A 24,751-nucleotide genomic window follows, 5' to 3' on the forward strand; every position below is an offset into this window, starting at 1 on the left:
CACCGACGCAGCAACGTGATCGGTGAGCAATCCCACCGACCCCGCATCCACCCCAGCCCAAGCTGTGACAACGGGGGTGGACGCGCCTTCGCTCCGAGCCTCGCTGCGCTCGATTCTCACTCGCCGCAACCCCGCGTCAGCCATACAAGAAGCCTAGAACAGGGGTACGACAATGCCCCGTGGTGAAACTCGTGGGCTGTGAACAGACCGTTCCTGTGGATGCCCGATGCCAGGACGATGCTGTGCGCGTTGCAGTTTTGACTGCTTCGAGAAGTGCGACCCCGCCGATCGCCAAGCCGCAGCGGACATGTCTGAGCTCGCCCTCTGCGGAGCAGCGATGACTTCGGTGCGGGAGGTCAGTCGGACGGCCGGCCGGCGACCACGAAGGCGGCGAGGGCGATGAGAGCGCAGGTGACCATCACGATCGCCAGCGGGAGGGGATCGTTCTCGCCACCGAGACTGACCAGGGGCGACACCGCGGCGCCGAGCCCGAACTGCAAAGCGCCCAACAATGCTGACCCCGAGCCCGATGCGCGCGGGACCGCCTGCAGGGCCGCGGCCGTGGCGTTGCCGAGTACCAGTCCGAGGCCGGACACGGCGACGAAGATGGGGATCGGGATGAGCCAGTGCGGTGCACCCGTCACCACGACGATGAGCAGGGCGGCGGTCGCCGCGCCGACGACCGAGAGTCCGAGGCCGAGCATCCCCCTGATCGACCGGCTCGCGGACAGTCGTGCCGCCACGCTGCCGACGATGACGAGACCGGCGGCGTTCGCGCCGAACGACAGCCCGTACGCGATCTCGTTCATGCCGAGCAGCACCTGGTAGAGGAAGGGTGACGCGGCGATGTAGGCCATCATCACGGCGAAGCCGAATCCGTAGGCCCCGGTGTTGCCGAGGAATGCACGCGAGATCAGATCCTTTGCTGCCGAACCGTTCTCTGCGCGCTCTATGCGAGCCCGGCGTCGGCGCTCGGGTGTGTGCGTCTCGCGCACCACGGCGACGACCGCGACGAGCATGACCGCGGCGAGTGCGAAGACGACCCAGAGGACCCCGCGCCACCCGACGCCGCCGATGAGGAGGCTGCCGACGAACGGGGCGAGGATCGGTGCCACGCCGGTCACGAGCGTCATGATGCTGAACGCCCGGGCCGCTGCGGGCCCGGCGGCGAGGTCGCTGATGACCGCGCGCCCGATCACCATGCCGGCCGCGCCGGCCAGACCCTGGACGAAACGCGCGACGATGAGCAGTTCGATCGTCGGGGCCAGTGCGGCCAGCGCGCTGGCGATCACGCAGATCGCGGCGCCGCCGATCAGGGGACGCAGACGTCCGACCCGATCCGACAACGGTCCGAAGACGAGTTGCCCCACCGCGACACCCACGAGGAACGCGGTGAGGGTGAGCTGTACGGCGGTGGCGCCGGTCGCCAGATCGCCGGTCATCGTGGGGAACGCGGGCAGGTAGAGGTCGGTGGCGACTGGCGCGATCGCCGAGAGCGACGCGAGCACGATGAGCAGCAGGGTGCCGATGGGTGTGCGCTCGCCTCGGGCTCCGCCGTGGCGGGCCGCGGAACGGGACGTGGTCGTCATGTGTGCCTCCTGCCGGGTCGGTCTCGTCATGTCTACCACCCGAATCTCAACACCCGTTGAGTCGGGTGGTACCGACGTCTGGAATGCGGGCCACGCACCGACAGGCCGATGGAGGATGGGCTCATGAGCAACGAACTGACGTTCACCATCGGCCGCGAGGAACTCGTGATCCGTCAGCGGTGGGAGGTGGTCAGCATCGTCAACGACATCCTCGTGGCGATCTGGTTCATCGCCGGCAGCATCCTCTTCTTCGGCGAATCCACCACCTACGCCGGGACCTGGCTGTTCCTCGCGGGCAGTGTCGAGTTGCTGATCCGTCCCGTCATCCGGCTCGCGCGCCGCGTCCACCTGCAACGACTGAGTCCGACGGGCACCGCGGTCGACACCACGAACGACTACTGAGGTACCGGGTTCGACATCCGGCGATTATTTTCCTGCCCGGCGATGTCGAGAACCGTCGATCGGTTCCGTCCCTGTGTCGAGCGCGGCCAGAATGGGCCGCACCGCACCGAGGAGAACACCATGGCGAAGTACCTGCTGCTGAAGCACTACCGAGGAGCCCCCGCCCCGCGCAACGACGTGCCGATGGACCAGTGGACCGAGGACGAGATCTCGGCACACATGCAGTACATGAACGATTTCGCGGGCCGACTCGAGGACAGCGGCGAGTTCGTCGACGGTCAGGCCCTGGCCCCCGAGGGTGCGTGGGTCCGGTACGACGGCGAGGGGCGGCCGCCGGTGACCGATGGGCCGTTCGCGGAGACCAAGGACCTCATCGCGGGGTGGATGATCATCGACGTCGAGAACTGGGATCGCGCGGTCGCACTCGCCGGTGAGCTCTCGGCGGCACCGGGCCGTGGCGGGGAGCCGATCCACGAGTGGCTCGAGGTGCGGCCGTTCCTCACCGAGCCGCCTGCCGTCACGGAGTGACAAGTGGATGACGGTCATGGAGTGACGAGTGAATGACGGTCTCGGAGTGACACATGCCGCCTGACGCGGTCGACGCCGACCTCATCCGATCCCTCGTTCCGGGGGTGATCGAGGTCGTCGTCGCCCGCGGCGCCGACTTCGCCCGTGCCGAGGACGCGGTGCAGGACGCGCTCGTCGAGGCCCTTCGGATCTGGCCGGACGATCCGCCGCGCGAGCCGCGGGGTTGGCTGATCACGGTGGCGTGGCGCAAGTTCGTCGACGCCACACGCGCGGACTCGTCGCGGAGGCTGCGCGAGGAGCGGATGGAGGACGAGCCGTCGCCGGGGCCTGTTCCGTCCACCGACGACACCCTCGCGCTGTATCTCCTGTGCGCGCACCCGTCTCTCACGCCGGCATCGGCGGTCGCGCTGACGTTGCGTGCCGTCGGGGGACTGACGACGCGGCAGATCGCCGACGCCTATCTGGTGCCGGAAGCGACGATGGCGCAACGCATCAGCCGAGCCAAACGCACGATCGCCGGAGTCCGGTTCGACGCGCCGGGCGATGTGGCGACCGTGCTTCGGGTGCTCTACCTCGTCTTCAACGAGGGGTATTCGGGCGACGTCGATCTCGCGGCGGAGGCGATCCGGTTGACCCGCGCACTGCTCTCGGCGATCGACCACGAGGAGGTCGCCGGTCTGCTGGCGCTGATGCTGCTCCACCACGCACGGCGGGGGGCGCGACATGCGCCTGACGGATCCCTGGTGGCGCTGGACAAGCAGGACCGGAGTCTGTGGGACACAACGCTCATCGCCGAGGGTGTGTCGCTGCTGCAGGACGCCCTGGCCCGGGATCGACTGGGCGAGTACCAGGCCCAGGCCGCGATCGCGGCCTTGCACGCCGACGCGCCCTCGGCCGCCGAGACCGACTGGGTGCAGATCGTCGAGTGGTACGACGAGCTGATCGCCCTCACCGACAGCCCCGTGGCACGGCTCAACCGAGCCGTCGCGGTCGGCGAGGCCGACGGTGGCGCCGCGGGGCTCGCGGCGCTGGCCGATCTCGATCCGGCACTCCCGCGTCACACCGCCGTCGCCGCACACCTGCACGAGCGCGCCGGCGACGCGGTGAGAGCCGCGGAGCTGTACGCCCGCGCCGCATCGGCGGCGTCGAACCTGCTCGAACGCGACCACCTGACACGTCAGGCCGCTCGCCTCAACGCCGCCGCCCGGGAGCGCTGAACCGTCGGCGATCAGCGTTCGAGGATCTCCTCGATCGTCACGTCGACCCGTCCGCCGGTCACACGATGGACCGCGTCCTGCACGTTGTGCGCCGTGACGGTCGGATCGTGGCCATCGGTGACGGTCACGTGGACATCCGTGCCCTCGCGTTCGGTGTCGTCGGGGTTGTCGACTATCGCGACGACATCGTCGACGGCGAGGATCGCATCGACCACCGCGGCGTCGGTGTGGGCGCCTTCGGAGTACATGGTCAGGCCTCCTCGCAGGGATGTCGGGATCGCCCGACATGGGCGTAGTCGTCCACTCTCCTCCCCGTCGAATGCCGAGGTGGTGTGACAAACACCACGTCTGATCTCGACCCCTGTGGGAGCTGCGGCGCCGAACGACATAAAGTTGGTCTGCCTCTTCCACGTGATGGCTTGCCGAGCGGAGCCGTGGCTGTGAAGGGGTATTTCTGTGTGGGGAGACGACCAGGACGCTGTTGTCCTGACCGATCGCGAGCTCGTCGAGCACGCGCGCCTCGGCGATCGCGGCGCCTTCGACACCCTCGTCGACCGGTTCGGTCCACGTCTGCACGGCTTCGCGCGCCGCATGCTCGCCGACGAATGCACCGTGCAGGAGGTGGTGCAGGACTCCTTCGTCGCCGCATGGCGCGGACTCGACCACTTCCGTCATGACAGCTCGGTTCAGACATGGCTGTTCGCCATCTGCTCCCGCAAGATCGTCGACGCCTACCGCAAACGGTCGCCGGTTCCCATCGGCGATGACATCCTCGACCTCGGTGGACCCTCGACGCTGGGGCTGCCGCTCTCGGCGACCACCTCCGACGCGTTCGTCGACGCACTCGAGAAGGAGCTGTCGGTGTTGCCCCCACGCCAACGTGCCGCCTGGATCCTCCGCGAGGTCGAACAGATGCCCTTCGGCGACATCGGCGAGGTGCTGGGCGTGGCGTCGGCGGCGGCCCGCGGTCACTACGTCCGCGCCCGAACAGCCTTGCGCGGATCGATGAGGAGTTGGCAGTGAGCGCCGCACCCACCCCACCCCCCGACGACGACCTGATCTCCCGACAGCTCGTCGCCGATCTCCGCGATCGCGCCCAGGCGGGATGGGACGGCATCGCCGACGGCGTCCTCGACCGCGTGCGGACGACCGCGCGCAGCGGGCGTCTGCTGTCGCTCGGCACGCCCGCCGAGCAACGGCTCGGGGACCTCACCGTGCGCGAGCACGCGTTGCGCGCCGTGCTCGCACGCGCTCTGCGGGGTGACGCGCACCGGCCGTCGGCGGTCGATCTCGACATCGACGGCGGTCAGCTCACCGGCGTCCGGGTGGGCCTGCACGGCTCGGAACCCACCGACCTCGACGCCCTCGTGGCGCGGGTGCGCCGGCTCGTTCTCGACGTCGTGCGGGATGTGCTGGGCGAGGCCCGCCACGCCGTGCTGACCCAGTCGGTCGACGTCTCGGTGCGTCGCACCGACACCCCACCCGACGAGGAGGACTCGCGATGATCACCCCGATTTCCGGCGACGACCCGGCGTCGGACCCACGGACGAGCACGTCGTTGCTCGCCGCGACCCCCGACGGCGCCACCGACGAGGCCGTGGAGGTCGCGACCGCGGTCGCGACCTCGGACGCCACCCCGGCGACGCTCGCCACCATGCTCGTCGCCCTCGGCGGCAGCATCACCGACGAGGACGACCTGATCGTGTTGCTGCAGCGCGTCGTCGATGTGGCGCACGAGGCCATCGACGGTGCCACGTGCACCAGCATCACCATCGCCCTCGGCGGCCGCACCTACACCGCGGTGCACACCGATTCGCGGACCCTGCGGGTCGACCAGGAGCAGTACGACGCCGGTGACGGACCGTGTCTGCACGCGGCGCGCACCGGGGAGACCGTCCTGGTCGATGTCGACGCAGGCACCCAGCGGTGGCCTCAGTTCGCCGCGTCGGCGGCCGAGGAGAACATCCATTCCTTCCTCGCCGCGGCCCTCGCGGCGCAGGACCAACCCCTCGGCGCCCTGAATCTCTACGGTGCGGCGGCCGCGGCCTTCGACACCGTCGACGCCGACATCATCGAACTGCTGACGACCACGGTGTCCCGCGCCATCGGTGACTTCGCGCGCTTCAAGTCCGCGGTCGAGGTCGCCGACGCCTTGCGGGCCGCGCTCAGTTCGCGCGCGCCCATCGAGCAGGCCAAGGGCATGATCATGGGTCGCCACGGGGTGAGCGCCGAGCAGGCGTTCGCGATGCTGCGCGCGCAGTCGCAGAACACCAACCGCAGGGTGCGCGACATCGCCACCGAGATGATCGCCGGGCACACCGCGGTCCCCGCCGCCGACCCGCCCGCAGACACCGCTATGTGACCCACTTCACAAATCTTGTGCGTGCACAACGCCGGGCGCTCCCCGACTACATGCCTGTGACCCCAATCAGGGGCCCAGATGAAAGTGGGATTGCTATGGGAATCGTTGACAAGGCGAAGAACGCTGCAGAAGACGCCGTCGGCAAGGCCAAAGAGGTCATCGGGGACGTCACCGACAACAAGGACCTCGAGGCCGAGGGCAAGAAGGACCAGGGTTCGGCCGGCGTGAAGAAGGTCGGCGAGAACATCAAGGACACCTTCAAGTAACCGCTTCCGTGTCACCCGGTTCGCGATCGACGCGAACCGGGTGACCACCGCGGCCGCACAGGCCGCCCCGCGGGCGTGCGCACGACGCCGCCCCGTCACCGACGGGCCACTCGGTCCCGTCGCTCACCATTTCGCTGCACATCATCGGCCGCTGTCCCCTGGGCTTTCGGCCGGATGACGTGTGCGCAGAACACGTTCGGAGAGACACGATGAGTGAACACAGGAGCGTCGCGAGCCGTCTGTACGCCGGACTCGGCCGCGTCACATGGGGATTCGCCAAGAAGAAGTGGCACGAGCGCCGCGAGAACCGCTCGAAGCAGCGATGAGTGAGGTCTCGACCGCGCGCGCCGCCACCGCCGAGGGTATCGGAACCGGGCTGCTCGTCGTCGGTGGCGTGGGTACCGCGGTACTCGCCGGTGACAGCGTCGGGACGATCGGCATCGCGCTCGCCTTCGGCCTCACGCTGCTCGCCCTGGTGTTCGCGATCGGTCCCATCTCGGGCTGCCACGTGAACCCCGCGGTGACGCTGGGCGTCTTGCTCAGCCGGGGCATCGAACCGGCGCGCGCGGCCGTCTACGTCGTCGCGCAGGTCATCGGTGCCATCGCGGGCGCCGCGGTCGTGCTGGCCGTGGCATCGGGTCGTCCCGGTTACAGCCGCGCTGCGGATGGCCTGGGCACCAACGGCTTCGGCTCGGCATCGACCGGCGGATACGGGCTCGTGCCCGTCGCGATCATCGAGGTCGTCGCGACCGCGATCCTGGTGTTCGTGGTGCTGTCGGCGACGTCGCGCACCGCGTCCGCCCCGCACGCCGCGGGAGTGCCCATCGGCCTCACGCTCACCGTGCTCCATCTCGTCGCCATCGGCATCGACTCCACGTCGGTCAACCCGGCGCGGTCCATCGGTCCCGCTGTCCTCACCGGACACCTCGCGCTGTCCCAGCTCTGGGTGTTCATCGTCTTCCCGCTCGTCGGCGCCGTGATCGCGGCGTCGGTGCACCGGCTGCTCGTCACACCGGCCCGCGCGGCCTGATCACTCCACACCACCTGCTCCACCCTCCCGAAAGGAACCGTCCATGACCACCTCCACTCCCGCGAAGCGTTCCGGCACCAGCGTTGTCACGAAGATCTCGCTCGTCGTCGCGTTGGTCCTCGTCATCGCCCTCGTGGTGTTCGTCCTGCAGAACACGGTGCACACGACCATCAAGTTCATCAGCTTCGACTTCGATCTCGGCGTGGGTGTCGCCATGCTCGGCGCCGCCGTCGTCGGTGCGGTCATCGCCCTCATCGTCAGTGCAGCGGTGCGGGTTCGTCTCGCGGTCAAGTGATCTCGTGAAAGACCTGACCGACGCCGAGGTCGCCGCGATCCTGCACCGGGCCACCGGCATGATCGCGCCCGTCCTCGACGTCCTCGAGAACAGCCATCCGTTCGGCGAGGACCGTGCCGAGGCCGCGGCGGCACACGACACCGACGGCGCCGCGACCGACGGCGACGCCTCGACCGACGGCGATGAGGTGGCCGACGGCGACGAGGACTCGTTCTCCGACAGGGCGGTGGCGAAAGTCGCCGACTCCCTGGCATGGGTGACCAACGCGGCCTCTGCTCCGGGGTCGCCGAAGTGGGAGGCGCTCGACACCGACGAACGCACCGACTGGTGGGTCGACCGGGTCGGGTCGCTGACCGCGGTACTCGTCGCCTACCCGGGCGTGTTCGGCGCGGCGGCCGACCGTCTACCGATCCAGGACGTGCTCGGGTTCACCCAGCAGGCGTTCGTCCTGTGCGCCGTCGCCCGCGTGCACGGTGTCACCGACCGCACGCGGCAGACCGACCTGCTCGCCGCCGTGCTCTGTGGCCGGACGATCACATCGGCCACACTGCTCGAACCCTCCACCGCCGGCGACATCGAGCCGCTCCCGGCCGACGAGGACGGCCATTCGGTCGCACGGTCGGCACGCGCGGTCGTGAAGCGGATCTGGTCGACCGCGCAGCTCCTGCGCAAGGTCGCCGGTGAGGCGAAGCGGCGTCCACGCCCGTCGCGTCTGTGGCGGACGTTGAGCGCGGTCCCCGTGGTGGGGGCCGCCGCCGACTACGTCGGGGAACGGTCGGCGCTGAAGGATGCGGTCGCATCGGGCGTGGAGTGGCTCCGGACCGACAAGCCCACCGTCGCCTGACTGCGGCGGCTCCGCGCTGGTCACAGCCGTGATGGAACAAAGTGACCGGCCGGGCGTGCTGCACTGGTCATGAGTGAACACACCCCAGGAGTCGCGCTCGTGGTGGGCGCGACCGGCATCTCCGGTCAGGCCATCAGTCGCCAACTCGTCGACGAGGGCTGGACGACCTACGGCTTGTCCCGCCACGAGACGTTGCCGGTCGAGGGCGTGACCCCCATCGCGGCCGACCTCCTCGACGTCGATGACCTCACCGCGAAGCTGCGCGACATCGAACCCGAGGTGGTGTTCCTGGTCGCGTGGATGAAGAAGGACACCGAGGCCGAGAACATCGAGGTCAACTCGCTGCTTCTACGCAACGTGTTCGCGGCGTTGGAGGGGTCGTCGGTGCGGCACGTGTCATTGATGACCGGACTCAAGCACTACCTCGGCCCCTTCGAGGACTACGGAACAGCGGTGATGGCCGAGACGCCGTTCCACGAGTCCGAGCCCCGACTCGACAACGAGAACTTCTACTACGCACAGGAAGACGAGCTGTTCGCCGCCGCCGAGCGCATGGGGTTCACGTGGAGCGTGCACCGGGCCCACACCATCTTCGGGTTCGCGGTCGGCAACGCGATGAACATGGCGCTGACATTGTCGGTGTACGCCACCCTGTGCAAGCAGAACAACCGACCGTTCGTGTTCCCCGGGTCGAAGACCCAGTGGGACGGCCTCACCGACGTGACCGACGTCGGTCTGTTGGCAGAGCAGATGATCTGGGCCGCAACACATGACGCGGGGGCGAACGAACCCTTCAACGTCGCCAACGGTGACGTGTTCCGCTGGCGGTGGCTGTGGCCCCAGATCGCGGAACTGTTCGATGTGGAGCCCGTCGGTTTCGACTCCGAACCGCAGCCGCTCGATGACCGCATGGGCTCCGCCGCCGCCGAGTGGGCCGAGATCGCGAAGGCCCACGACCTCGTCGAGTCCGACGTCGACCGTCTCGCCTCGTGGTGGCACACCGACAGCGACCTCGGCCGCGACATCGAGTGCCTCACCGACATGACCAAGAGCCGTCAGGCCGGATTCCTCGGATTCCGCTCCACCCCGCAGAGTTTCGCCGACGCCGTCGCCCGCTACCGAGAGGCCCGCATCATCCCGTGACGTCGGTCCGGGTGATCGACGCTGCGATCTCGGTGAGCATCGAGCGCAAGTGGGGTGAGTCGGTGACGTCGAAGGCGTTGTCGGGCAACGCCGAATGCAGCGACACGACCCCGACCATCATGGCGAAGAGCAGTGCCCCGCGCAGGCGGGCCTCGTCGCCGGGTACGTCCCCGCCGCCCGTGTCGCCGCTCGCGATGTCGCCGGCGAACCGTTCGATCACCGCGTCGAGTGTCCGTCGGCGCAGCTTCGCCGTCGCCTCGTCTCCCGCGGCGTCGCGGAGAAGGAGAACCAGGGGGTTCTCGTGTCCGAACTCGGGCCACGCGTCGGGCCGCATGCCGGCGAGCAGCTCGTCGACGACCGTCTCGGGGCGGGCCGCACCGACGGTGGGGCGGCCGTCGAACACGAGCGCGGTCTCGGCCAGCACCGCGGCCAGGAGGCCGTCCTTCGACCCGAAGTAGCGGTTGATCAGGGACACGTTGGCGCCGGCGTCGGCGGCGATCTCACGCACGGTGGTCCGCTCGAAGCCGTAGACCGTGAACCGGCGCTTGGCTGCTTTGAGCAGGTCGGCGCGTGTGGCGTCGGCGTTGCGTTCGCGCCCCACGGCCTCGCCGGTGGGATCCGGGTGCTCCGACGGCTCATGTAAACGCATGTTGACCAGGATGCCACAGCGGTCTACCGTCACTGTGTAAACAAGCGTTTGCAGCGAGGGAGTGGGGCGACATGACGACAACGACAACGCAGGGCGAGGTGCACGCCGGATCGGGATGGAGGGCGAACCTCGAGATCATCGCGATCGGGCTCGGTGCTCTGATGGCGGCGCTCGCGCAGACCCTCGTGCTCCCGGTGCTGCCGACAATCTCCCGCGACATCGGGGCCTCGACCACCGAGGCGCAGTGGCTGCTCACCTCGACGCTGCTCGTCGGTGCGGCGGCGGTGCCGGTGATCGGCCGACTCGCCGACATGTACGGGCGTCGTCTGATGCTGATCGTCGCGCTCGGGGCGCTGCTGGTCGGCTCGGTGATCGACGCGCTGACCGACGACATCCGCGTGATGATCCTCGGTCGCGCGATCACCGGGCTGTCGAGCGCGGCCATCCCACTGGGCATCAGCCTGCTCTCGGCGGTGTTGCCCGAGGCGCGCAAGGGTTCCGCGGTCGCGCTGGTCAGCGCGATGCTGGGTGTCGGTGGCGCACTGGGTCTCCCGCTCGCGGGCATCGTCGCCGAGCACTTCGACTACCACGCGCTGTACTGGATCGGCGCGGTCGGCGCGCTCGCCAGCATCGCGCTGGTGCTCGCCGTGGTCGGGAACCCGCGCGGTGAACGCCCCGGGGCGATCGACGTGCCCGGCATCGTGCTCCTCGTCGGCGGTCTCGTCTGTCTGGTGTTGCCGCTGTCGCAGGGATCGTCGTGGGGCTGGGGTTCGTTCGCCACCATCGGCCTGCTCGTCGCCTCGGTGGTGCTGCTCGCGCTGCTCGTCGTCGTCGAGAAGCGGTCTCCTGATCCGCTCGTCGACATGCGTGCCCTGTCGAACCCTCCGGTCGCCATCACCAACGTCGCCTCGATCTTCGTGGGCTTCGCGCTGTTCGCCAGCTTCGTGGGTACCGCCAACTACGTGCAGGCGCCCGAGGCGACCGGATACGGTTTCGGATCGTCGGTGCTGGTCGCCGGACTGTGCCTCATGCCCAGCGGCATCCTGATGCTCCTGCTCGCCCCGGTCGCGGCTCGACTGATGGCGGCGTGGGGTCCCGGCAAGGTCCTGTTCGCCGGCGGACTCATCATCGCCGCCGGGCTCGTGGTGCGCATCGTGCTCACCGACTCGCTGTGGCAGATCATCCTCGGCAGCACCATCGTCGGCGCAGGTACCGGTATCGCCTACGCGTCACTGCCATCGCTGATCAACGTGCACACCCCTGCCGCGGACCTCGCGGCCGCCAACGGGATCAACACCCTCGCAAGGTCATTGGGCAGCACGCTGGCCAGTGCCGTCGGTGGCAGCCTCCTCGCCGCGATCACCGTGACCGTCGGCGGTGCGGCGTTGCCGTCGCTGGGCGGCTACCAGGTCCTGTTCACCATCTGCGCCGTGGCGGCCACCCTCGCCGCGCTCGCAGGTCTCGTGGTGTCGTCGCCGAAGCTCGCGACCCACGACCGCGAGGGCGTGCTCGAACCGGTGTAGCGGCACGGCGGAGCCTCGATCGAGGACCTTTCTTGTCCGCGATTGCTGCGACGGTGACGTACGTACTCGACCACCACCGCAGAAACGAGGACCTCATGCCCGATCGCTCCGGCTCCAGAATCGACCACCTGAACCTTGCCGTGCCGGATCTCGCTGCGGCGGTGGAGTTCTACGAACCCGTCCTGGCCTCGATCGGTATCAGCAAGATGCTGGTGATCCCCAGCGGGTACGAGGAGGGCAAACCCGGTATGACCGGGTTCGGCCTCGCCGATGTCAAGCCCTACTTCTGGCTCGTGGACGAGGGAGAGGTGGGTTCCAACATGCATCTCGCGTTCACCGTCGACACCCGCGCGCAGGTCGAGACCTTCTATCGGGCGGCTCTCGATGCCGGGGCGACGTCGTTGATCGCGCCGTCGGTACACGCCGAGTATCACGGTGACTACTACGGCGCGTTCGTCCTCGACCCACATGGCATCAACCTGGAAGCGGTGTGTCACCACCCGATCTGACAAGCAGTCGCGTCGTCAGGCGGACATGTCGATGTCGGTTCCGATGCCGGCGGCACGCGCCCGCCCGATCACCAGGGCCGCGGTGGCGAGGTCCTGCAGGCCGATTCCTGTCGAGTCGAACAGCGTGATCTCGTCGGCGTCTCGACGGCCGGGCGTGCGGCCGCTGATCACGTCACCGAGTTCGATGGCAATGTCGGCCTCGGTGATCGCGCCCTCGGCGATGGCGAGTAGCGCGTCGCCCGACTTGGCCAGCGCGGTGGCGCGGCTGTCGACGACGACGCGGGAGCGGGCCATAGCGGTGCCGTCCACCTCGCGTTCGTCGGGCCGAGGCGCCGCGCCGACGGCGTTGACGTGCATGCCCGGTCGAAGCGATTCCCCGAGAAGGATCGGGCTGACCGACGGGGTCAGCGTGCACACGATGTCGGATTGTGCGACAACATGATCAACGGATTCGGCGTGCATGACGGGGATTTTCAGGTCGGCAATCTTCTCGCCGAACGCCTCGACGGTCGAGCTCGATCGGGACCAGACCACGATGCGGTCGATGGGCCGGACCAGGGCAATGGCTCGGGTGTGCTCGACGGCGAGGTTGCCCGCTCCCACGAGGCCGAGGATGGAGGCGTCTGCGCGGGCGAGGTACTTGGTTGCGATCGCACTGGTGGCGGCGGTCCGCATCGCGGTGATCGCACGTCCGTCGATCAGCGCGACGCATTCGCCGGTGACCGTGGACGTGACGACGATCGTCGATCGTTGCCGAGGCCGGCCGTGCGCGGGATTGCCGGGGAGGTCCGAGAGAACCTTCACCGCAACGAGATCGGCGGATCGGAGCTCGGCGGCCATCCCGATCACCGCGCCGTCCTCGGGTGCGCCCATCGAGATCGGGCGGGGGTTCTGCGCGGCCCATGTGCTGAGGTCGGAATGGGCCTGCTCGACCGCGTCCAGTACTGCGACGCGGTCGAGCAGGGCGGCCACGTGGGAGTGCCGCAACACCAGGGTCATCTTCAGCCGACCGCTACCAGCTCGGCCGCGTCGACGATCCGGGTGTTCACCAGGTCCGCGAAGGCCGGTGCGGTGCGCACCATGCCCTCCTCGGCCAGGATGCGCATCCACCGATCGGTGGCGGGGCCGTCGATGACGACGGTGTCCCACGTGCGCGATTTCTGGATCCGCGCGCACGACGCCGCCAGGGTGGCGAGCGGCATGGACGGCCAGTGCTCGGCCAACAGCGGCTCGAGCTCGGTGACCGGTGCCTGTCGCACTGCCGCCATGCCGTCACTCAGAGCAGCGGTGAACGCGACGAGGCGATCGCTGAGCTCCTCGAAACGATCGGTGCGGCAGTAGTAGACGCTGTTCGGGCCGAGACCGCCGACCTCGGCGTACTCGACGGCGATGTGCCCGGTGCCCCGATCGTGCATGGACTGCGCGGTGGTGATGTCGAGGATGATCGCGTCGCCGAGACCGTCCTCGAACAACTCGACGAACATCGGGGTCGAGAGATCCCGCAGGAACACCGTCTCCGAGGAGTCGACGCCCGCCTCGCGCATCATCCCGGCGGTGATGGCGTACGGCGCGCTGCCGCCGATGCCGGGGGCGAGCACGGTCTTCCCGGTCAGCTGCGACCACTCGAATACCGTGGTCTGTTCCTCGCGGGTCACGAGCGCCTTGGGGAACTGGTGATTGAGCTGGGCGAAGACGGTCAGCTCCCGGGATGTGCCGTGGTACATGCCGGGGACCCAGATTCCGCCGAGGGCGACATCGGCTGCGCCGCTGGCGAGGTCGTCGAGGACTCCGGTCCAGGGGTCGCAGGCTTTCGCGTGGACCGTGAGGTCGCGGTCGGCGAAGAGGCCGGCGTGATCGGCGTAGTACTCGGGGAGGTAGTTGAGTCCGTGTGCGGTGGCGGAGATCGCTAGGTGCGACATTGCGTGTCTGCTTTCTGTGGTGATGAGGGGATCGAGTTCAGGGAGTGCGGGTTTCAGGCCAGGCCGGGTTCAGGCGGCGATCGGCATGTCGGCGGGGGCCTCAGTGGCGGCCTCCAGCGACTTGCCGAACGTCTCCGGTCCGAACTTGGCCGCGACCACCAGCAGGCCGTACATCGCGGCGATCATGAAGAACACCCCGGCGACACCGGCGATGTTGAAGAAGAACAGTGCGGCGAAGGGCATGACCGCGCCGGCGACGTTGCCGATCCCGTTGACCACCGAGGCACCCATGGCCCGGATGGAGGTGGGGAACAGCTCCGGCGTCCACACCGACAGCATCGTGTTGAGCAGCATGGTGAAGAACTGGAAGATGGCTCCCAGCACCAGGATCAGCAGCACGTTCTGGGCGAAGACCGCGAAGGCGATCGCGGCGATGCATCCGAGGACGGCAGCCGACATCACGGTGATGCGGCGGGGGACCCGACTCGCGAGGTAGCAGGCGGTGCAGGCTCCGAACAGGCTGCCGACGTTCATGATCATGGTGAACAGCAGCGAGTCCGAGAGCGAGTAGCCCCGCGAGACCAGCAGGATCGGCATGAGGAACAGCAGTGTCACCTGTGCACCGAAGGACATCCATGATGCCGAACCGATGGCTGCGGTACGACGCAGGTTGCGGCCCTTGAACACCTCGGCGTAGGAGGTCTTCACGTGCGGCAGTGCGTCCTCGGCGGTCACGAACTGCTTGGTCGGACCGGGGTTGCGCAGACCGGAGATCGAGCCGGAGGCAAGGCGGGTCAGCGAGCGGTTGGCCTCGTCGACACGGCCCTTCGACAGCAGGAACCGCGGTGACTCGGGCAGGTAGCGACGGAAGAACACGACGAGAACCGCAGGGACAGCGAGGATCACGTAGGTCCAGCGCCACGAGTGGTCGGCTCCGCCCAGCACTCCGCCGAGCGGACCGAGCACCAGCAGGAAGAAGCCGAAGGATGCGATGTTGCCGATGCCGCCGGAGGAGATGTTGAGCGTCGCGAGCAGTGAGCCGCGATGACGGGTGGCCACCACCTCCGCGAGGATCGCCAGGCCGACGGTGAACTCGCCGCCGAGGCCGATGCCGACGATGAAGCGGCTGGCCAGCAGCATCTCGTAATTGACTGCAGCGGCACTGATCAGGCCACCGAGGGTGTAGACGAGGAGGTTGAGGCTGAGTGCGACCCGCCGGCCCCAACGGTCGGCGATGTAGCCGCCGATCAGCCGGCCCACCAGGCCGCCGATGACCGTGGCGGTGTTGATCAGCGTGAGCTGCGCGTTGCCGATCCCGAGCGAGTCCTTGATGAGCGGGCCCATGGCGCCGGTCGAGTTCTGCTCGAGGCTGTCGAAGAACAGTCCGGCCATCAGCAGGAAGATGACCGCGGCCTGGACTCGGGTGAACCCGATCTTGTCGAGGGTTGCCGTCAGCCCCTGGGCCGGCGGGGTGTGGTCGGCGGGTGGGGTGGTGTCGGTCGAGGCGGGGGGCACGAGCGTGGCGGGCTCGGTGAGCGGTGCGGGGATGGACATGGCGACTTCTCCGGGGATGGGAGTATCTGGCACCGGAGATCTCGTGATCGGCGGCGAATCGCCTCGCTGCTCGGGGGCGACTGCCCAATTTGTATACAAACAGCGTGTCACCGGCGTTACCCTACGCTACGAACGTGTTAAACCAACGATATATCGCCCCAGTCGTATACGACTTCTAGCTTTCGAGACCGTCGCTGTCCGCCAAGCGCTCGTCTCGGCGCAGGTGCTCGTCCATCAGATAGCCCGCCTGCATCTCGGATCCACCGAGGATCGCCCGGGTCAGCGCGGCGTGGTCGTACTCCGAGGCCTCCGGGTCGTCGCCGAGTCCCCAGGCGACACGCCTGCTCACCGTCGCGAGCATCTCCCGCAGCTGGTCGTTGCCGGCGGCGATCGCCACCAGTTCGTGGAACGGGCGTCCGGCCGAACCGGCGTCCGGGCCGGGGGACCGCGTCGGGCGCGCATAGGCGGCGAGTTCGTCGGCGACCTCGCCTCCGCGCCTGACCGCGGCCAACCGTGCAGCGAGTACCTCGAGACCCCTCCGTACCTCCAGCAGTTCCCGGTTGTCCTTGCGCAACGACGTGGACACGGTCGCGCCGCGGTATCGGACGATCGTGACGAAACCCTCGCCCTCGAGCTGGCCGAGCGCCTCACGGACCGGTACGCGTGACACGCCGAACTGTTTGGCCAGTGCCTCCTCCACCAGACGCTCCCCGGCCGCCAGGCGGCCGGCCAGGATGTCCTCGCGGACGACACGGGCGATCACGTCGCCCGGTGACTCGTCGTCGCCGATGGTGTCGGGGTCCACGTCCCGGAGCGTAGTGGAGCGGCGTCCTCCTGCCCGACGGCATCGTCGCCCGATTGCGGGCATGATCGATGCGGACGACCTACGCGGGTCGCGGGCATCGAGGGAGAACAGCATCGGTAACAGTCGGACGGTGCGCGGGGGTCGTCGACTCTGGCTGATCGTGGCCGCGGTCGTGGTCGTCGTGCTGGCGGTGGTGATCGCCGTGATCGCGACCTCCGGTGGCGACGACCGTGCGGTGTCGGAACGGTCGATGACGATCGCCGGGGTCCCCGAGGGCACGACACCGGTCTCGCTCGACGCCTCGCTCTTCCTGCCCGCCACCCTGCCCGCCCCGGCGGTGATCCTCGCGCACGGCTTCGGGGGTTCGAAAGACGACCTGACGTCGGAGGCACGCACCCTCGCCGGTCGCGGCTACGTGGTGGTCGCGTATTCGGCGCGCGGTTTCGGCGCATCGGGCGGGCTCGTCCATCTCGACAGCCCCGACTACGAGATCGCCGACGCCCGGCGCATCATCGACCGCCTGGCGACCATGCCCGAGGTCGAGCGCGACGGACCGAACGATCCCCGGGTCGGCATCGCGGGCGGTTCCTACGGCGGTGGCGTCGCTCTGTTGGCTGCGGCCTACGACCGTCGGGTCGACGCCATCGCGGCCGACATCACCTGGAACGACCTGTCGCAGGCCCTCTTTCCGAACGGCGTGTTCAAACGCGCCTGGGCCGGTCAACTGTTCAGCCAGGCGGCGAACACCGCCACCGAGAACGGTTGCGGGAAGTTCGCGCCCGACGTGTGTGCGGCATACCAGGCGTCGGCGACGGCCGGGGCTCCCACCGCCGCACTGCAGACCCTGATGCGGGCATCGAGTCCGGCGTCGGTGCTGGGGCGCATCACGGCGCCGACCCTGCTCACCCAGGGGCAGCAGGACTCGCTGTTCCCCATCGACCAGGCCGTGCGCAACGCCACCGGGATCGCGGCGAACGGCACGCCGGTACGGATGCAGTGGCGGACCGGGGGACACGACCAACCCGGTGGCGACATCTCGTCGGCGGTGCAGTCGTGGTTCGCAACGGTGTTGCAGGACAAGCGGACCCCGCAGAGTGGCTTCTCCGCCGACGTTGCCGACGGCGCCCTGTCGGCGGACACCGGACGGTCCAAGGCGCGGCCGCTGAGCGCGGCGTCGTTGGACGCAGCACAGAAGACGCGGCAGATGCCGCTGCTCGGCGGCACGCAGCTCGTCAACGCCCCCGCCGGCGGCACCCCGACCGCCATCACCGCCGTGCCCGGCATCGGCAGCCTGCTGGCTACGGCCACCTCGGTCACGGGCGGGGTGTCGTTGTCGGCGCTTCCCGGTCAGGCCGGCGGCTTCGTCTCGGCGCCCCTGGCGTCGGACACGCTCGTGGGCGGATCGTCGACCGTGCGGTTGCGCGTCACGCCGCTGACCACCAGCGACGCAACGCTGTTCGTCTCCCTGGTCGATGTCGACACCGACGGCAAGCGGACCCAGCCGTCAGGTCTCGTGACGCCTGTACGGCTGACGGGACTCACCCCCGGACAACCCACGTCGGTCACGGTGAACCTGCCGACGGTCGTCCGAACGGTCGCCGCAGGACATCGTGTCGCGGTGCAGGTGTCGACGACCGACCTCGGGTTCGCCCTGCCGACCGACGCCCGGACGTACTCCATCGCACTCGATTCGCCGACGCTGTCGCTCACCACCCTCACCGGTGAGGCACGCTCGGCGCCGTTCCCGTGGGCCTGGCCGATCGCCGGAATCGTCGTGCTGCTGGCTCTCATCGCGGGGATCTCGTTCGCGGGTTGGCGTCGTGGTCGTACCGAGAGTGCCGACGTGCCGGCCGACGATGTGTCGCCGATCGTCGTCGAAGGCCTCGTGAAGGAGTACGGCGACTCCTATCGCGCCGTTGACGGGGTGTCGTTCAGCGTCGAGAAGGGTCAGGTGGTCGGACTGCTCGGCCCCAACGGCGCCGGCAAGACGACGGTCCTGCGCATGATGGTCGGACTCATCTCGCCCACGGCCGGATCGATCCGCCTGTTCGGTCGGCACGTCGGCCCCGGATCGGCCGTGCTGGCCCGCGTGGGCGCGTTCATCGAGGGTCCGGGACTCCTCCCGCACCTATCGGGTCGCGAGAACCTCGATCTCTACTGGGCAGCGACCGGACGCCCCCGCGCCGACGCCGATGTCGAGACCGCACTCGAGATCGCCGGTCTCGGAGCGTCGGTCGACCGCAAGGTCCGCAAGTACAGCCAGGGCATGCGCCAGCGTCTCGCCATCGCGCAGGCCATGCTCGGACTGCCGGAGCTGCTGATCCTCGACGAACCCACCAACGGTCTCGACCCGCCGCAGATCGCCGAGATGCGTGAGGTGATGCGGCGGTACGCCGCCACCGGACGCACGGTCGTGGTGTCGAGCCACCTGCTGTCGGAGGTCGAGCAGACCTGCAGCCACGTCGTGGTCATGCACAAGGGTCGACTCATCACCGCCGGGTCGGTGGAGGAACTCGCCGGTGCGGCCACCTCGACCCTCGCGGTCGCCGATGTGGCGGCAGCGCAACGGGTCCTGGCCGATGCCGGTATCGACGCCGACGTCGTCGAATCACGGAGGCACCTCGAAGAGGCCTTCCTCGACCTGATCGGAGAGGAGTCCTCGTGACCGCACCCTCATCTGACGACCCGACCGCCGCCACGCGGGTGGCCGCCACCCGCAAAGGGGTGCACGATCGTCTCGACTCCATCGGACCCGTCGCCCCGGTCGAGTTCCGCTCCCGCCGCACCCTGGGACTGCGTGTGGAAGCGGTGCGGCAGTTGCGTCGTCGCCGCACCCAGGTGGCCGCGCTGCTCGTGCTGATCCTGCCGCCCATCATCGCGATCGCGTTCTCCCTCAGCTCCGACGATCCGTCGACCGCGGGCGGCGACCAGGGTGGGCGTCAGACCTCGGCGCTCTACGGACTGGCCACCGCGGGTGGCGCGAACTTCGCCCTGTTCACCGAGTTCGCGGCGGGTTCGTTCCTCCTGACGGTGCTGGTCGCACTGTTCTGCGGTGACACCGTCGCCGGTGAGGCGGGCTGGGCGTCGTTGCGCTACCTGCTGGTGATCCCGGTCCGCCGCTCACATCTGTTGCGCCAGAAGCTGTTCATCGGTCTCGCGTCGAGCGCGATCGTGCTCATCCTGCTGCCGGTGTGGGCCTATGTGATCGGTGGGCTGTTCTTCGGCTGGGGCCCGGCGCAGTCGCCGCTCGGAGGAGACTTCACGAGTTCGGAGACGCTCCAACGGCTCGCGATCGTGGTCGGCTACACGCTGATCCAGTCGATGGTGGTCGCGGGTTTCGCGTTCCTGCTGAGCGTTCTCACCGACGCGCCGCTGGGCGCGGTCGGTGGCGCGACGATGCTGGTGATCCTGTCGAACATCCTCGACTCGATCTCCGCCCTCGACCCGTACCGCCAGTTCCTGCCCACGCACTACCAGTTCGCCTGGCTGGATGCGTTGGGCCCGAACGTGATCTGGGAGGACATGGCCCGTGGGGTCGGCATCTCACTGATCTACTCGTCGGTGTTGTTCGGCGCCGCCTGGTGGTGGTTCCACCGCAAGGACATCGTCAGCTGACCCAGTGGTCGGTACCGCTCGCTGCTGAAAACGTCCCCGAGACCGCTGCTCGAGGGGAATGTGCCCTCGGAGGTCGCTCAGGGGGCAGTTTTCAGCATGCCTTCGACGCCATCGCTGTTCCCATCAGTTCCAATCACTGATTGAACTAGTGATTGGAACGTGTTCTACTCAGGGCGTGGAACAGATCGAGGTCGACACCCGGGAACGACTGCTGGTGGCCGCCGAGTCGCTCCTGCTGCGGTCGGGGTACGACGCGGTGTCGGTGCGCGCGGTGTGCACCGAGGCCGGGATGAACGCCGCCGCGGTGCACTATCACTTCGGATCGAAGGAGCGACTCGTCGCCGCCCTCCTCGAGGCGCGGCTCGGACCGGCGTGGTTGGAGCCGGTCTCGCGGATGGACGCCGAGTCGCTCGGGGTACGTGAGATCGTCGACGGCGTCGTCGCGCCGTTGGTCACCATGGCCGACGACCCCGCGGGTCGGCTGTACCTCCATCTTCTGGCCCGCGTCGTGCTCGGGCGCCGCGAGATGGCCTGGACCGGAAGGTGGTTCACCCTCGACCCCTTCGTGGAGATGCTGCGCCACAACGTCTCCGGGCTGTCGGTGTCCGAGGCGAGGCAACGGTGGGCCCTGGCGTTCGAGCTGATCCTGGGGCAGTTCGGTGACCCGCTCGCCGGCGACCGTGTGCTGTCGGCGCGACAGGTCGAGGCCCTGTGCCGGTTCGTGTCCGCAGGTCTGTCCGAGGAGGGCGAGTGACGATGAGTGACATCTTCGAACCGGCGAGGCTGGGGCCGATCACGCTGCGCAACAGGGTCATCAAGTCGGCCACATTCGAGGGGCGCACACCGGATGCGTTGGTCACCGACGACCTCATCGAGTACCACCGTGCCCCCGCCGCCGGTGGGGTGGGGATGACCACGGTCGCCTACTGTGCCGTCGCGCCGGGCGGTCGCACCGATCGACACCAGATCTGGATGCGCCCCGACGCCGTGCCCGGGTTGCGACGACTCGCCGACGCAGTTCATGCCGAAGGTGCCGCGGTCAGCGCGCAGATCGGCCACGCCGGCCCCGTCGCGAACGCGGCGTCGAACCGGTCTCCGGCGCTCGCCCCCACGCGGTTGTTCAGCCCCCTGAGCATGAAGATGATGCACCGCCCCGACGCCGCGGCACTCCGCGAGGTGGTGCAGGCGCACGCCGACGCCGCCGGCTACGCCGAGCAGGCGGGCTTCGACGCCGTCGAGATCCATTTCGGCCACAACTATCTCGTGAGCGCGTTCTTCAGTCCGCTCCTCAACCGACGCCGCGACGAGTACGGCGGCTCGCTGCGCAACCGAGCCCGGCTGGCCCGCGACATCGCGATGGCAGTGCGTGACCGGGTCGGCGATCGCCTCGCGGTGACCGCCAAACTCAACATGGACGACGGTGTCGCGCCGGGCCTGCACATCGAGGAGAGTCTGCAGATCGGTCGCTGGCTGCAGGATGACGACGCCCTCGACGCACTCGAATTGACCGCGGGTAGCTCGCTTCTCAACCCGATGTACCTGTTCCGCGGCGACGCCCCGCGGCGCAGCTTCGCCCGGGCGTTCCCGCCACCGCTGGGGTGGGGGATGCGGTTGGCCGGCCCGTTCCTCCGGGCCTACCCCTATCAGGAGGCGTTCCTGCTCGACATGGCGCGGCAGTTCCGGCAGGAACTCACCATGCCCCTGATCCTGCTCGGCGGCATCACGTCGCGGGAGACGATGGATCTCGCACGCAGCGAGGGTTTCGAGTTCGTCGCGATGGCACGGGCTCTGCTCCGCCAACCAGATCTCATCAACCGGATCCAGGCGAACGACCGGCCGCGGTCACTCTGCACACACTGCAACGAGTGCATGCCGACCATCTACAGCCGAACCCACTGCGTGCTGACCCGCGACCGGGTCGCCGGATGAGTGCTCGGTGACCCCGACGGTTCTCATCACCGGAGCCGGCGGCGGACTCGGAGGCGCCGCGGCCACACTGTTCGCGCATCGAGGGTGGCGCGTGCTCGCCGCCGATCTGCGACCACCGCCCCCGGCGGAGCGCATCGTACAGATCGAGATCGACGTCACCCGAAACGATTCCGTCGAGGCTGCACTGCAGATCGCCCGGCACGAAGCGGCCGACGGCCTCGATGCCGTGGTCACCTTTGCGGGTGTGATGCGCGTCGGATCCGTCGCCGAGATCGACGAGGGTGAACTGACCGGGCTGCTCGAGGTGAATCTGCTCGGTACCTACCGTGTGGTGAAAGCGGCTCTGCCGCAGGTGATCGACGCGGGTGGACGTGTCATCACCATCAGTTCCGAGACCGGCTGGCAGAGCGCATTGATGCTCAACGGGCCGTATGCGATCACCAAGCACGCCGTGGAGGCATACTCCGACGCACTACGGCGCGAGCTGATGTTCCTCGGCATCCCGGTGAGCACGATCCGCCCCGGACCGTTCCGCACCGACATGGTCGACGGCATCGGCCGAGCCTTTGACCATGCCCGCGACACCTCGACGCACTTCGGTGAGCTGATCGACCGGGTCGGCCACCTCGCGGTACGCGAGCAGGAACGCGCCCACGACCCCCGGCTGCTGGCCGAGGTGGTGTGGCGCGCGGCCACCGTGAAGCGACCCCGCACGCACTACTCCGTCCGTGCCGATCTCCGACGCAGCGTCCTGCATCACCTGCCGGCGCCAGTCGTCGACCGAATCCTGTTGCAGATCTTCCGATCTGCTCGCGTTCAGCGCGAGTAGTCGTAGAAACCCCGGCCCGACTTCTTGCCGAGGAACCCGGCGTCGACCATGCGGCGCAACAACGGCGGCGCGGCCAGGTGGGGTTCGGCGAACTCCGCGTACAGCGACTCGGAGACGTCGAGGATCACGTCGAGACCCACGGTGTCGCAGAGGGCCAGCGGACCCATCGGATGCGCGCACCCGTTCACCATGCCGGTGTCGATGTCCTCCTTCGTGGCGTATCCGCTCTCGCACATGCGGATCGCCGACAGGAGGTAGGGCACCAGCAGTGCGTTGACCACGAATCCACCGCGGTCGCCGGCAGCGATGGTGCGCTTGCCGAGATGGTCTCGCGCATAGGTGGTGACGGTCTCGACGGCGTGCTCGGAGCTCACGAGGCTGGAGATGATCTCCACCAGGGGCATCACGGGGACGGGGTTGAAGAAGTGCACTCCGACCACGCGGCTCGGGTCGGCGACGTCCTTGGCGACCCGGATGATGGGGATGGACGAGGTGTTGGTGGCCAGGATCGCCTCGGGTGACGTCGCCTTGTCGAGATCGGCGAAGAATCCGATCTTCAGCGATTCGATCTCGGGAAGTGCCTCGATGACCAGTTCGCGATCGCCGAGATCGGTGATCGAGGTGGTGGTGCGCAACCGGCCGAGGGCGGCGCCGGAGTCGTCGTCGCTGAGCTTGCCCGACTTGACCGCGCGGGCCAGTGACTTCTCGATACGCGCCGTCGCGGCGTCGGCGGCGGCCTGGTCGCGCTCCAGGACGATGACCTCGTCACCTGCGCGTACGGCGACCTCGGCGATACCGGCGCCCATCGTTCCGCCGCCGACCACTCCCAGCAATGTCATGGCTGTCCTTCGTCTCATCGAATCGTGCAACGCCCGGCGCGAACGCCGGCAACTGATGATGACAACCTATCGGGCGCCGCATCACCGCGACGCACACGACCGTTGCTTCCAGGATAGGTCGGGGAGGGGGTCTTGCGGCAAGACCCCGGTGGCGGTGCACCATCGTCGTGCTCGCGTCCGGACCCGGCGCGGCGGGACGAGGGGAGTTCGCGCATGGTGCAGGTACCGACACCGTTCGTGGTGCACGAATCAGGTGGGTGGCTGCACGGGACCAAGGCCGATCTGGCGGTGGGGGACCGGCTGGTGCCAGGCCACCGCTCGAACTTCCGCGAACGGCCGCTCCGGCACGTCTACATGACGAGAACGCTCGACGCCGCGGTGTGGGGAGCGGAGATGGCCGTCGGCGACGGACCGGGCCGGATCTACCTCGTTGAGCCGACCGGCGCGGTGGAGGACGACCCGAACGTGACCGACAAGAAGTTCCCGGGCAACCCGACCCAGTCGTTCCGCACCCTCGAACCCGTCACGGTCGTCGGTGAGCTCACCGACTGGGTCGGCCACCCACCCGAACGTATCCAGGCCATGCGCGACGGCCTGGCCAGCCTGCAGCGCGAGAACCGCGCGGTGATCATCGACTGACGCCGGCCGCTCGAGGACAGAGTGTTCGTCAGTTCAGTCGACGGATTCACGGTCGAGGTCCCGCAGTGCCCGGCGCTCCACGAGCAGGGGAACGAAGTCCCGGATGCGGTTCTGTTCGAGTTCTCGATAGGCCTTGTCGACAACATCGGCCACACGCTCGCGAGGTAGTTCTCGGCTCGCGGCGATGCGGTCGATGACCATGTCGATCTGTTGGCGTTCTTCTGCACCGTCAGTCGTCATGCCCTCAACGGTACGCGGAGCGTGT

28 protein-coding genes are annotated in these 24,751 nt (G+C 68.5%); 19 read left to right on the forward strand and 9 right to left on the reverse strand.

Going from position 1 to position 24,751, the window contains the following annotated elements; genetic code table 11:
- Positions 1-356 precede the first annotated feature (356 nt).
- Positions 357-1,589 (reverse strand): multidrug effflux MFS transporter, encoded by a 1,233-nt coding sequence (locus tag OG579_RS14545; RefSeq protein WP_328856512.1) that lies wholly within the window; start codon positions 1,587-1,589, stop codon positions 357-359.
- Positions 1,590-1,712: 123 nt separating this feature from the next.
- On the opposite strand from OG579_RS14545, the gene OG579_RS14550 reads away from it, so the two are divergent.
- The 3 genes from OG579_RS14550 (at position 1,713) to OG579_RS14560 (ending at position 3,736) form a co-directional block, all read left to right on the forward strand.
- Entirely contained in the window at positions 1,713-1,991 is a 279-nt protein-coding gene (locus OG579_RS14550) for a YrhK family protein (protein ID WP_328856513.1), read from the forward strand.
- Positions 1,992-2,111: 120 nt separating this feature from the next.
- On the forward strand, positions 2,112-2,519 hold the full coding sequence (locus OG579_RS14555) for a YciI family protein (RefSeq protein WP_328856514.1): 408 nt from the start codon (positions 2,112-2,114) through the stop codon (positions 2,517-2,519).
- A gap of 53 nt (positions 2,520-2,572) precedes the next feature.
- A complete protein-coding gene (locus OG579_RS14560; RefSeq protein ID WP_328856515.1) occupies positions 2,573-3,736 on the forward strand; it encodes an RNA polymerase sigma factor in 1,164 nt (387 codons plus the stop codon).
- A gap of 11 nt (positions 3,737-3,747) precedes the next feature.
- On the opposite strand, the gene OG579_RS14565 is transcribed toward OG579_RS14560, so the two are convergent.
- A complete protein-coding gene (locus OG579_RS14565) occupies positions 3,748-3,984 on the reverse strand; it encodes a hypothetical protein (RefSeq protein WP_328856516.1) in 237 nt (78 codons plus the stop codon).
- Between the two features lie 208 nt (positions 3,985-4,192).
- Here OG579_RS14565 and OG579_RS14570 point away from each other — a divergent pair, with 208 nt between their 5' ends.
- The 8 genes from OG579_RS14570 (at position 4,193) to OG579_RS14605 (ending at position 9,676) form a co-directional block, all read left to right on the forward strand.
- Positions 4,193-4,759: an RNA polymerase sigma factor gene (locus OG579_RS14570; RefSeq protein WP_045824648.1), complete on the forward strand. Its 567-nt coding sequence runs from the start codon at positions 4,193-4,195 to the stop codon at positions 4,757-4,759.
- Positions 4,756-5,241, forward strand: a complete 486-nt coding sequence (locus OG579_RS14575) for a hypothetical protein (RefSeq protein WP_328856517.1) — start codon at positions 4,756-4,758, stop codon at positions 5,239-5,241. Before OG579_RS14570 ends, OG579_RS14575 begins: the two co-directional genes overlap by 4 nt.
- Positions 5,238-6,098 (forward strand): GAF and ANTAR domain-containing protein, encoded by an 861-nt coding sequence (locus OG579_RS14580; RefSeq protein ID WP_328856518.1) that lies wholly within the window; start codon positions 5,238-5,240, stop codon positions 6,096-6,098. Before OG579_RS14575 ends, OG579_RS14580 begins: the two co-directional genes overlap by 4 nt.
- 95 nt (positions 6,099-6,193) lie before the next feature.
- Positions 6,194-6,364: a CsbD family protein gene (locus OG579_RS14585; protein WP_045824645.1), complete on the forward strand. Its 171-nt coding sequence runs from the start codon at positions 6,194-6,196 to the stop codon at positions 6,362-6,364.
- A 322-nt stretch (positions 6,365-6,686) separates the two neighbouring features.
- Positions 6,687-7,394 carry an aquaporin gene (locus tag OG579_RS14590; RefSeq protein WP_045824644.1) on the forward strand — a complete coding sequence of 236 codons (708 nt, stop codon included), beginning with the start codon at positions 6,687-6,689 and terminating at the stop codon, positions 7,392-7,394.
- Between the two features lie 43 nt (positions 7,395-7,437).
- Positions 7,438-7,689 (forward strand): LapA family protein, encoded by a 252-nt coding sequence (locus tag OG579_RS14595; protein ID WP_328856519.1) that lies wholly within the window; start codon positions 7,438-7,440, stop codon positions 7,687-7,689.
- 4 nt (positions 7,690-7,693) lie between these two features.
- Positions 7,694-8,533, forward strand: a complete 840-nt coding sequence (locus tag OG579_RS14600) for a hypothetical protein (protein ID WP_328856520.1) — start codon at positions 7,694-7,696, stop codon at positions 8,531-8,533.
- A 69-nt stretch (positions 8,534-8,602) separates the two neighbouring features.
- Positions 8,603-9,676 (forward strand): SDR family oxidoreductase, encoded by a 1,074-nt coding sequence (locus OG579_RS14605; RefSeq protein ID WP_328856521.1) that lies wholly within the window; start codon positions 8,603-8,605, stop codon positions 9,674-9,676.
- Here the strand turns inward: OG579_RS14605 and OG579_RS14610 are convergent.
- A complete protein-coding gene (locus tag OG579_RS14610) occupies positions 9,666-10,325 on the reverse strand; it encodes a TetR/AcrR family transcriptional regulator (RefSeq protein WP_328856522.1) in 660 nt (219 codons plus the stop codon). The two genes, OG579_RS14605 and OG579_RS14610, sit on opposite strands and share 11 nt — an antisense overlap.
- A 71-nt stretch (positions 10,326-10,396) precedes the next feature.
- On the opposite strand from OG579_RS14610, the gene OG579_RS14615 reads away from it, so the two are divergent.
- Both OG579_RS14615 and OG579_RS14620 read left to right on the forward strand, forming a co-directional pair.
- Positions 10,397-11,848, forward strand: coding sequence for an MFS transporter (locus tag OG579_RS14615; RefSeq protein WP_328856523.1), 1,452 nt, complete (start codon positions 10,397-10,399; stop codon positions 11,846-11,848).
- Between the two features lie 95 nt (positions 11,849-11,943).
- Positions 11,944-12,357 (forward strand): VOC family protein, encoded by a 414-nt coding sequence (locus OG579_RS14620; protein ID WP_328856524.1) that lies wholly within the window; start codon positions 11,944-11,946, stop codon positions 12,355-12,357.
- 15 nt (positions 12,358-12,372) lie between these two features.
- Here OG579_RS14620 and OG579_RS14625 read toward each other — a convergent pair whose 3' ends face one another.
- The 4 genes from OG579_RS14625 to OG579_RS14640 form a co-directional block, all read right to left on the reverse strand.
- Positions 12,373-13,356 (reverse strand): ornithine cyclodeaminase family protein, encoded by a 984-nt coding sequence (locus tag OG579_RS14625; protein WP_328856525.1) that lies wholly within the window; start codon positions 13,354-13,356, stop codon positions 12,373-12,375.
- 2 nt (positions 13,357-13,358) lie between these two features.
- Positions 13,359-14,276: an ABC transporter substrate-binding protein gene (locus OG579_RS14630; RefSeq protein WP_055785292.1), complete on the reverse strand. Its 918-nt coding sequence runs from the start codon at positions 14,274-14,276 to the stop codon at positions 13,359-13,361.
- 69 nt (positions 14,277-14,345) lie between these two features.
- On the reverse strand, positions 14,346-15,830 hold the full coding sequence (locus OG579_RS14635; RefSeq protein ID WP_328856526.1) for an MFS transporter: 1,485 nt from the start codon (positions 15,828-15,830) through the stop codon (positions 14,346-14,348).
- A gap of 175 nt (positions 15,831-16,005) precedes the next feature.
- A complete protein-coding gene (locus OG579_RS14640; protein WP_328856527.1) occupies positions 16,006-16,635 on the reverse strand; it encodes a GntR family transcriptional regulator in 630 nt (209 codons plus the stop codon).
- A gap of 130 nt (positions 16,636-16,765) precedes the next feature.
- Between OG579_RS14640 and OG579_RS14645 the strand changes: the two genes are divergently transcribed.
- The 5 genes from OG579_RS14645 to OG579_RS14665 all read left to right on the forward strand — a co-directional run bounded on the left by OG579_RS14645 (position 16,766) and on the right by OG579_RS14665 (position 23,008).
- A complete protein-coding gene (locus tag OG579_RS14645; RefSeq protein WP_328856528.1) occupies positions 16,766-19,300 on the forward strand; it encodes an alpha/beta fold hydrolase in 2,535 nt (844 codons plus the stop codon).
- On the forward strand, positions 19,297-20,250 hold the full coding sequence (locus OG579_RS14650) for an ABC transporter permease (protein WP_328856529.1): 954 nt from the start codon (positions 19,297-19,299) through the stop codon (positions 20,248-20,250). Before OG579_RS14645 ends, OG579_RS14650 begins: the two co-directional genes overlap by 4 nt.
- Before the next feature lie 175 nt (positions 20,251-20,425).
- Positions 20,426-21,004 (forward strand): TetR/AcrR family transcriptional regulator, encoded by a 579-nt coding sequence (locus OG579_RS14655; RefSeq protein WP_328856530.1) that lies wholly within the window; start codon positions 20,426-20,428, stop codon positions 21,002-21,004.
- Positions 21,005-21,006: 2 nt separating this feature from the next.
- Complete coding sequence (locus OG579_RS14660) at positions 21,007-22,179, forward strand: NADH:flavin oxidoreductase (RefSeq protein WP_328856531.1); 1,173 nt, start codon at positions 21,007-21,009, stop codon at positions 22,177-22,179.
- Between the two features lie 7 nt (positions 22,180-22,186).
- A complete protein-coding gene (locus tag OG579_RS14665) occupies positions 22,187-23,008 on the forward strand; it encodes an SDR family NAD(P)-dependent oxidoreductase (protein ID WP_328856532.1) in 822 nt (273 codons plus the stop codon).
- On the opposite strand, the gene OG579_RS14670 is transcribed toward OG579_RS14665, so the two are convergent.
- A complete protein-coding gene (locus tag OG579_RS14670; protein ID WP_328856533.1) occupies positions 22,996-23,847 on the reverse strand; it encodes a 3-hydroxybutyryl-CoA dehydrogenase in 852 nt (283 codons plus the stop codon). The genes OG579_RS14665 and OG579_RS14670 overlap by 13 nt on opposite strands.
- A 213-nt stretch (positions 23,848-24,060) precedes the next feature.
- Here OG579_RS14670 and arr point away from each other — a divergent pair, with 213 nt between their 5' ends.
- On the forward strand, positions 24,061-24,486 hold the full coding sequence (arr, locus tag OG579_RS14675) for an NAD(+)--rifampin ADP-ribosyltransferase (RefSeq protein WP_328856534.1): 426 nt from the start codon (positions 24,061-24,063) through the stop codon (positions 24,484-24,486).
- Between the two features lie 33 nt (positions 24,487-24,519).
- Here the strand turns inward: arr and OG579_RS14680 are convergent, their stop codons facing one another.
- Entirely contained in the window at positions 24,520-24,726 is a 207-nt protein-coding gene (locus tag OG579_RS14680; RefSeq protein WP_045824633.1) for a three-helix bundle dimerization domain-containing protein, read from the reverse strand.
- Positions 24,727-24,751: the final 25 nt, after the last annotated feature.

It is taken from the genome of Williamsia herbipolensis (assembly GCF_036153515.1).
In the GTDB taxonomy this organism is placed as follows: Bacteria; Actinomycetota; Actinomycetes; order Mycobacteriales; family Mycobacteriaceae; genus Williamsia_A; species Williamsia_A herbipolensis.

Bases quoted from the DNA above. Each gene is read 5' to 3' on its own strand.
- OG579_RS14545 (WP_328856512.1), bottom strand. From the start codon at position 1,589: ATGACGACCACGTCCCGTTCCGCGGCCCGCCACGGCGGAGCCCGAGGC.
- OG579_RS14550 (WP_328856513.1), top strand. From the start codon at position 1,713: ATGAGCAACGAACTGACGTTCACCATCGGCCGCGAGGAACTCGTGATC.
- OG579_RS14555 (WP_328856514.1), top strand. From the start codon at position 2,112: ATGGCGAAGTACCTGCTGCTGAAGCACTACCGAGGAGCCCCCGCCCCG.
- OG579_RS14560 (WP_328856515.1), top strand. From the start codon at position 2,573: ATGCCGCCTGACGCGGTCGACGCCGACCTCATCCGATCCCTCGTTCCG.
- OG579_RS14565 (WP_328856516.1), bottom strand. From the start codon at position 3,984: ATGTACTCCGAAGGCGCCCACACCGACGCCGCGGTGGTCGATGCGATC.
- OG579_RS14580 (WP_328856518.1), top strand. From the start codon at position 5,238: ATGATCACCCCGATTTCCGGCGACGACCCGGCGTCGGACCCACGGACG.
- OG579_RS14585 (WP_045824645.1), top strand. From the start codon at position 6,194: ATGGGAATCGTTGACAAGGCGAAGAACGCTGCAGAAGACGCCGTCGGC.
- OG579_RS14590 (WP_045824644.1), top strand. From the start codon at position 6,687: ATGAGTGAGGTCTCGACCGCGCGCGCCGCCACCGCCGAGGGTATCGGA.
- OG579_RS14595 (WP_328856519.1), top strand. From the start codon at position 7,438: ATGACCACCTCCACTCCCGCGAAGCGTTCCGGCACCAGCGTTGTCACG.
- OG579_RS14605 (WP_328856521.1), top strand. From the start codon at position 8,603: ATGAGTGAACACACCCCAGGAGTCGCGCTCGTGGTGGGCGCGACCGGC.
- OG579_RS14610 (WP_328856522.1), bottom strand. From the start codon at position 10,325: ATGCGTTTACATGAGCCGTCGGAGCACCCGGATCCCACCGGCGAGGCC.
- OG579_RS14615 (WP_328856523.1), top strand. From the start codon at position 10,397: ATGACGACAACGACAACGCAGGGCGAGGTGCACGCCGGATCGGGATGG.
- OG579_RS14620 (WP_328856524.1), top strand. From the start codon at position 11,944: ATGCCCGATCGCTCCGGCTCCAGAATCGACCACCTGAACCTTGCCGTG.
- OG579_RS14625 (WP_328856525.1), bottom strand. From the start codon at position 13,356: ATGACCCTGGTGTTGCGGCACTCCCACGTGGCCGCCCTGCTCGACCGC.
- OG579_RS14630 (WP_055785292.1), bottom strand. From the start codon at position 14,276: ATGTCGCACCTAGCGATCTCCGCCACCGCACACGGACTCAACTACCTC.
- OG579_RS14635 (WP_328856526.1), bottom strand. From the start codon at position 15,830: ATGTCCATCCCCGCACCGCTCACCGAGCCCGCCACGCTCGTGCCCCCC.
- OG579_RS14660 (WP_328856531.1), top strand. From the start codon at position 21,007: ATGAGTGACATCTTCGAACCGGCGAGGCTGGGGCCGATCACGCTGCGC.
- OG579_RS14670 (WP_328856533.1), bottom strand. From the start codon at position 23,847: ATGACATTGCTGGGAGTGGTCGGCGGCGGAACGATGGGCGCCGGTATC.
- arr (WP_328856534.1), top strand. From the start codon at position 24,061: ATGGTGCAGGTACCGACACCGTTCGTGGTGCACGAATCAGGTGGGTGG.
- OG579_RS14680 (WP_045824633.1), bottom strand. From the start codon at position 24,726: ATGACGACTGACGGTGCAGAAGAACGCCAACAGATCGACATGGTCATC.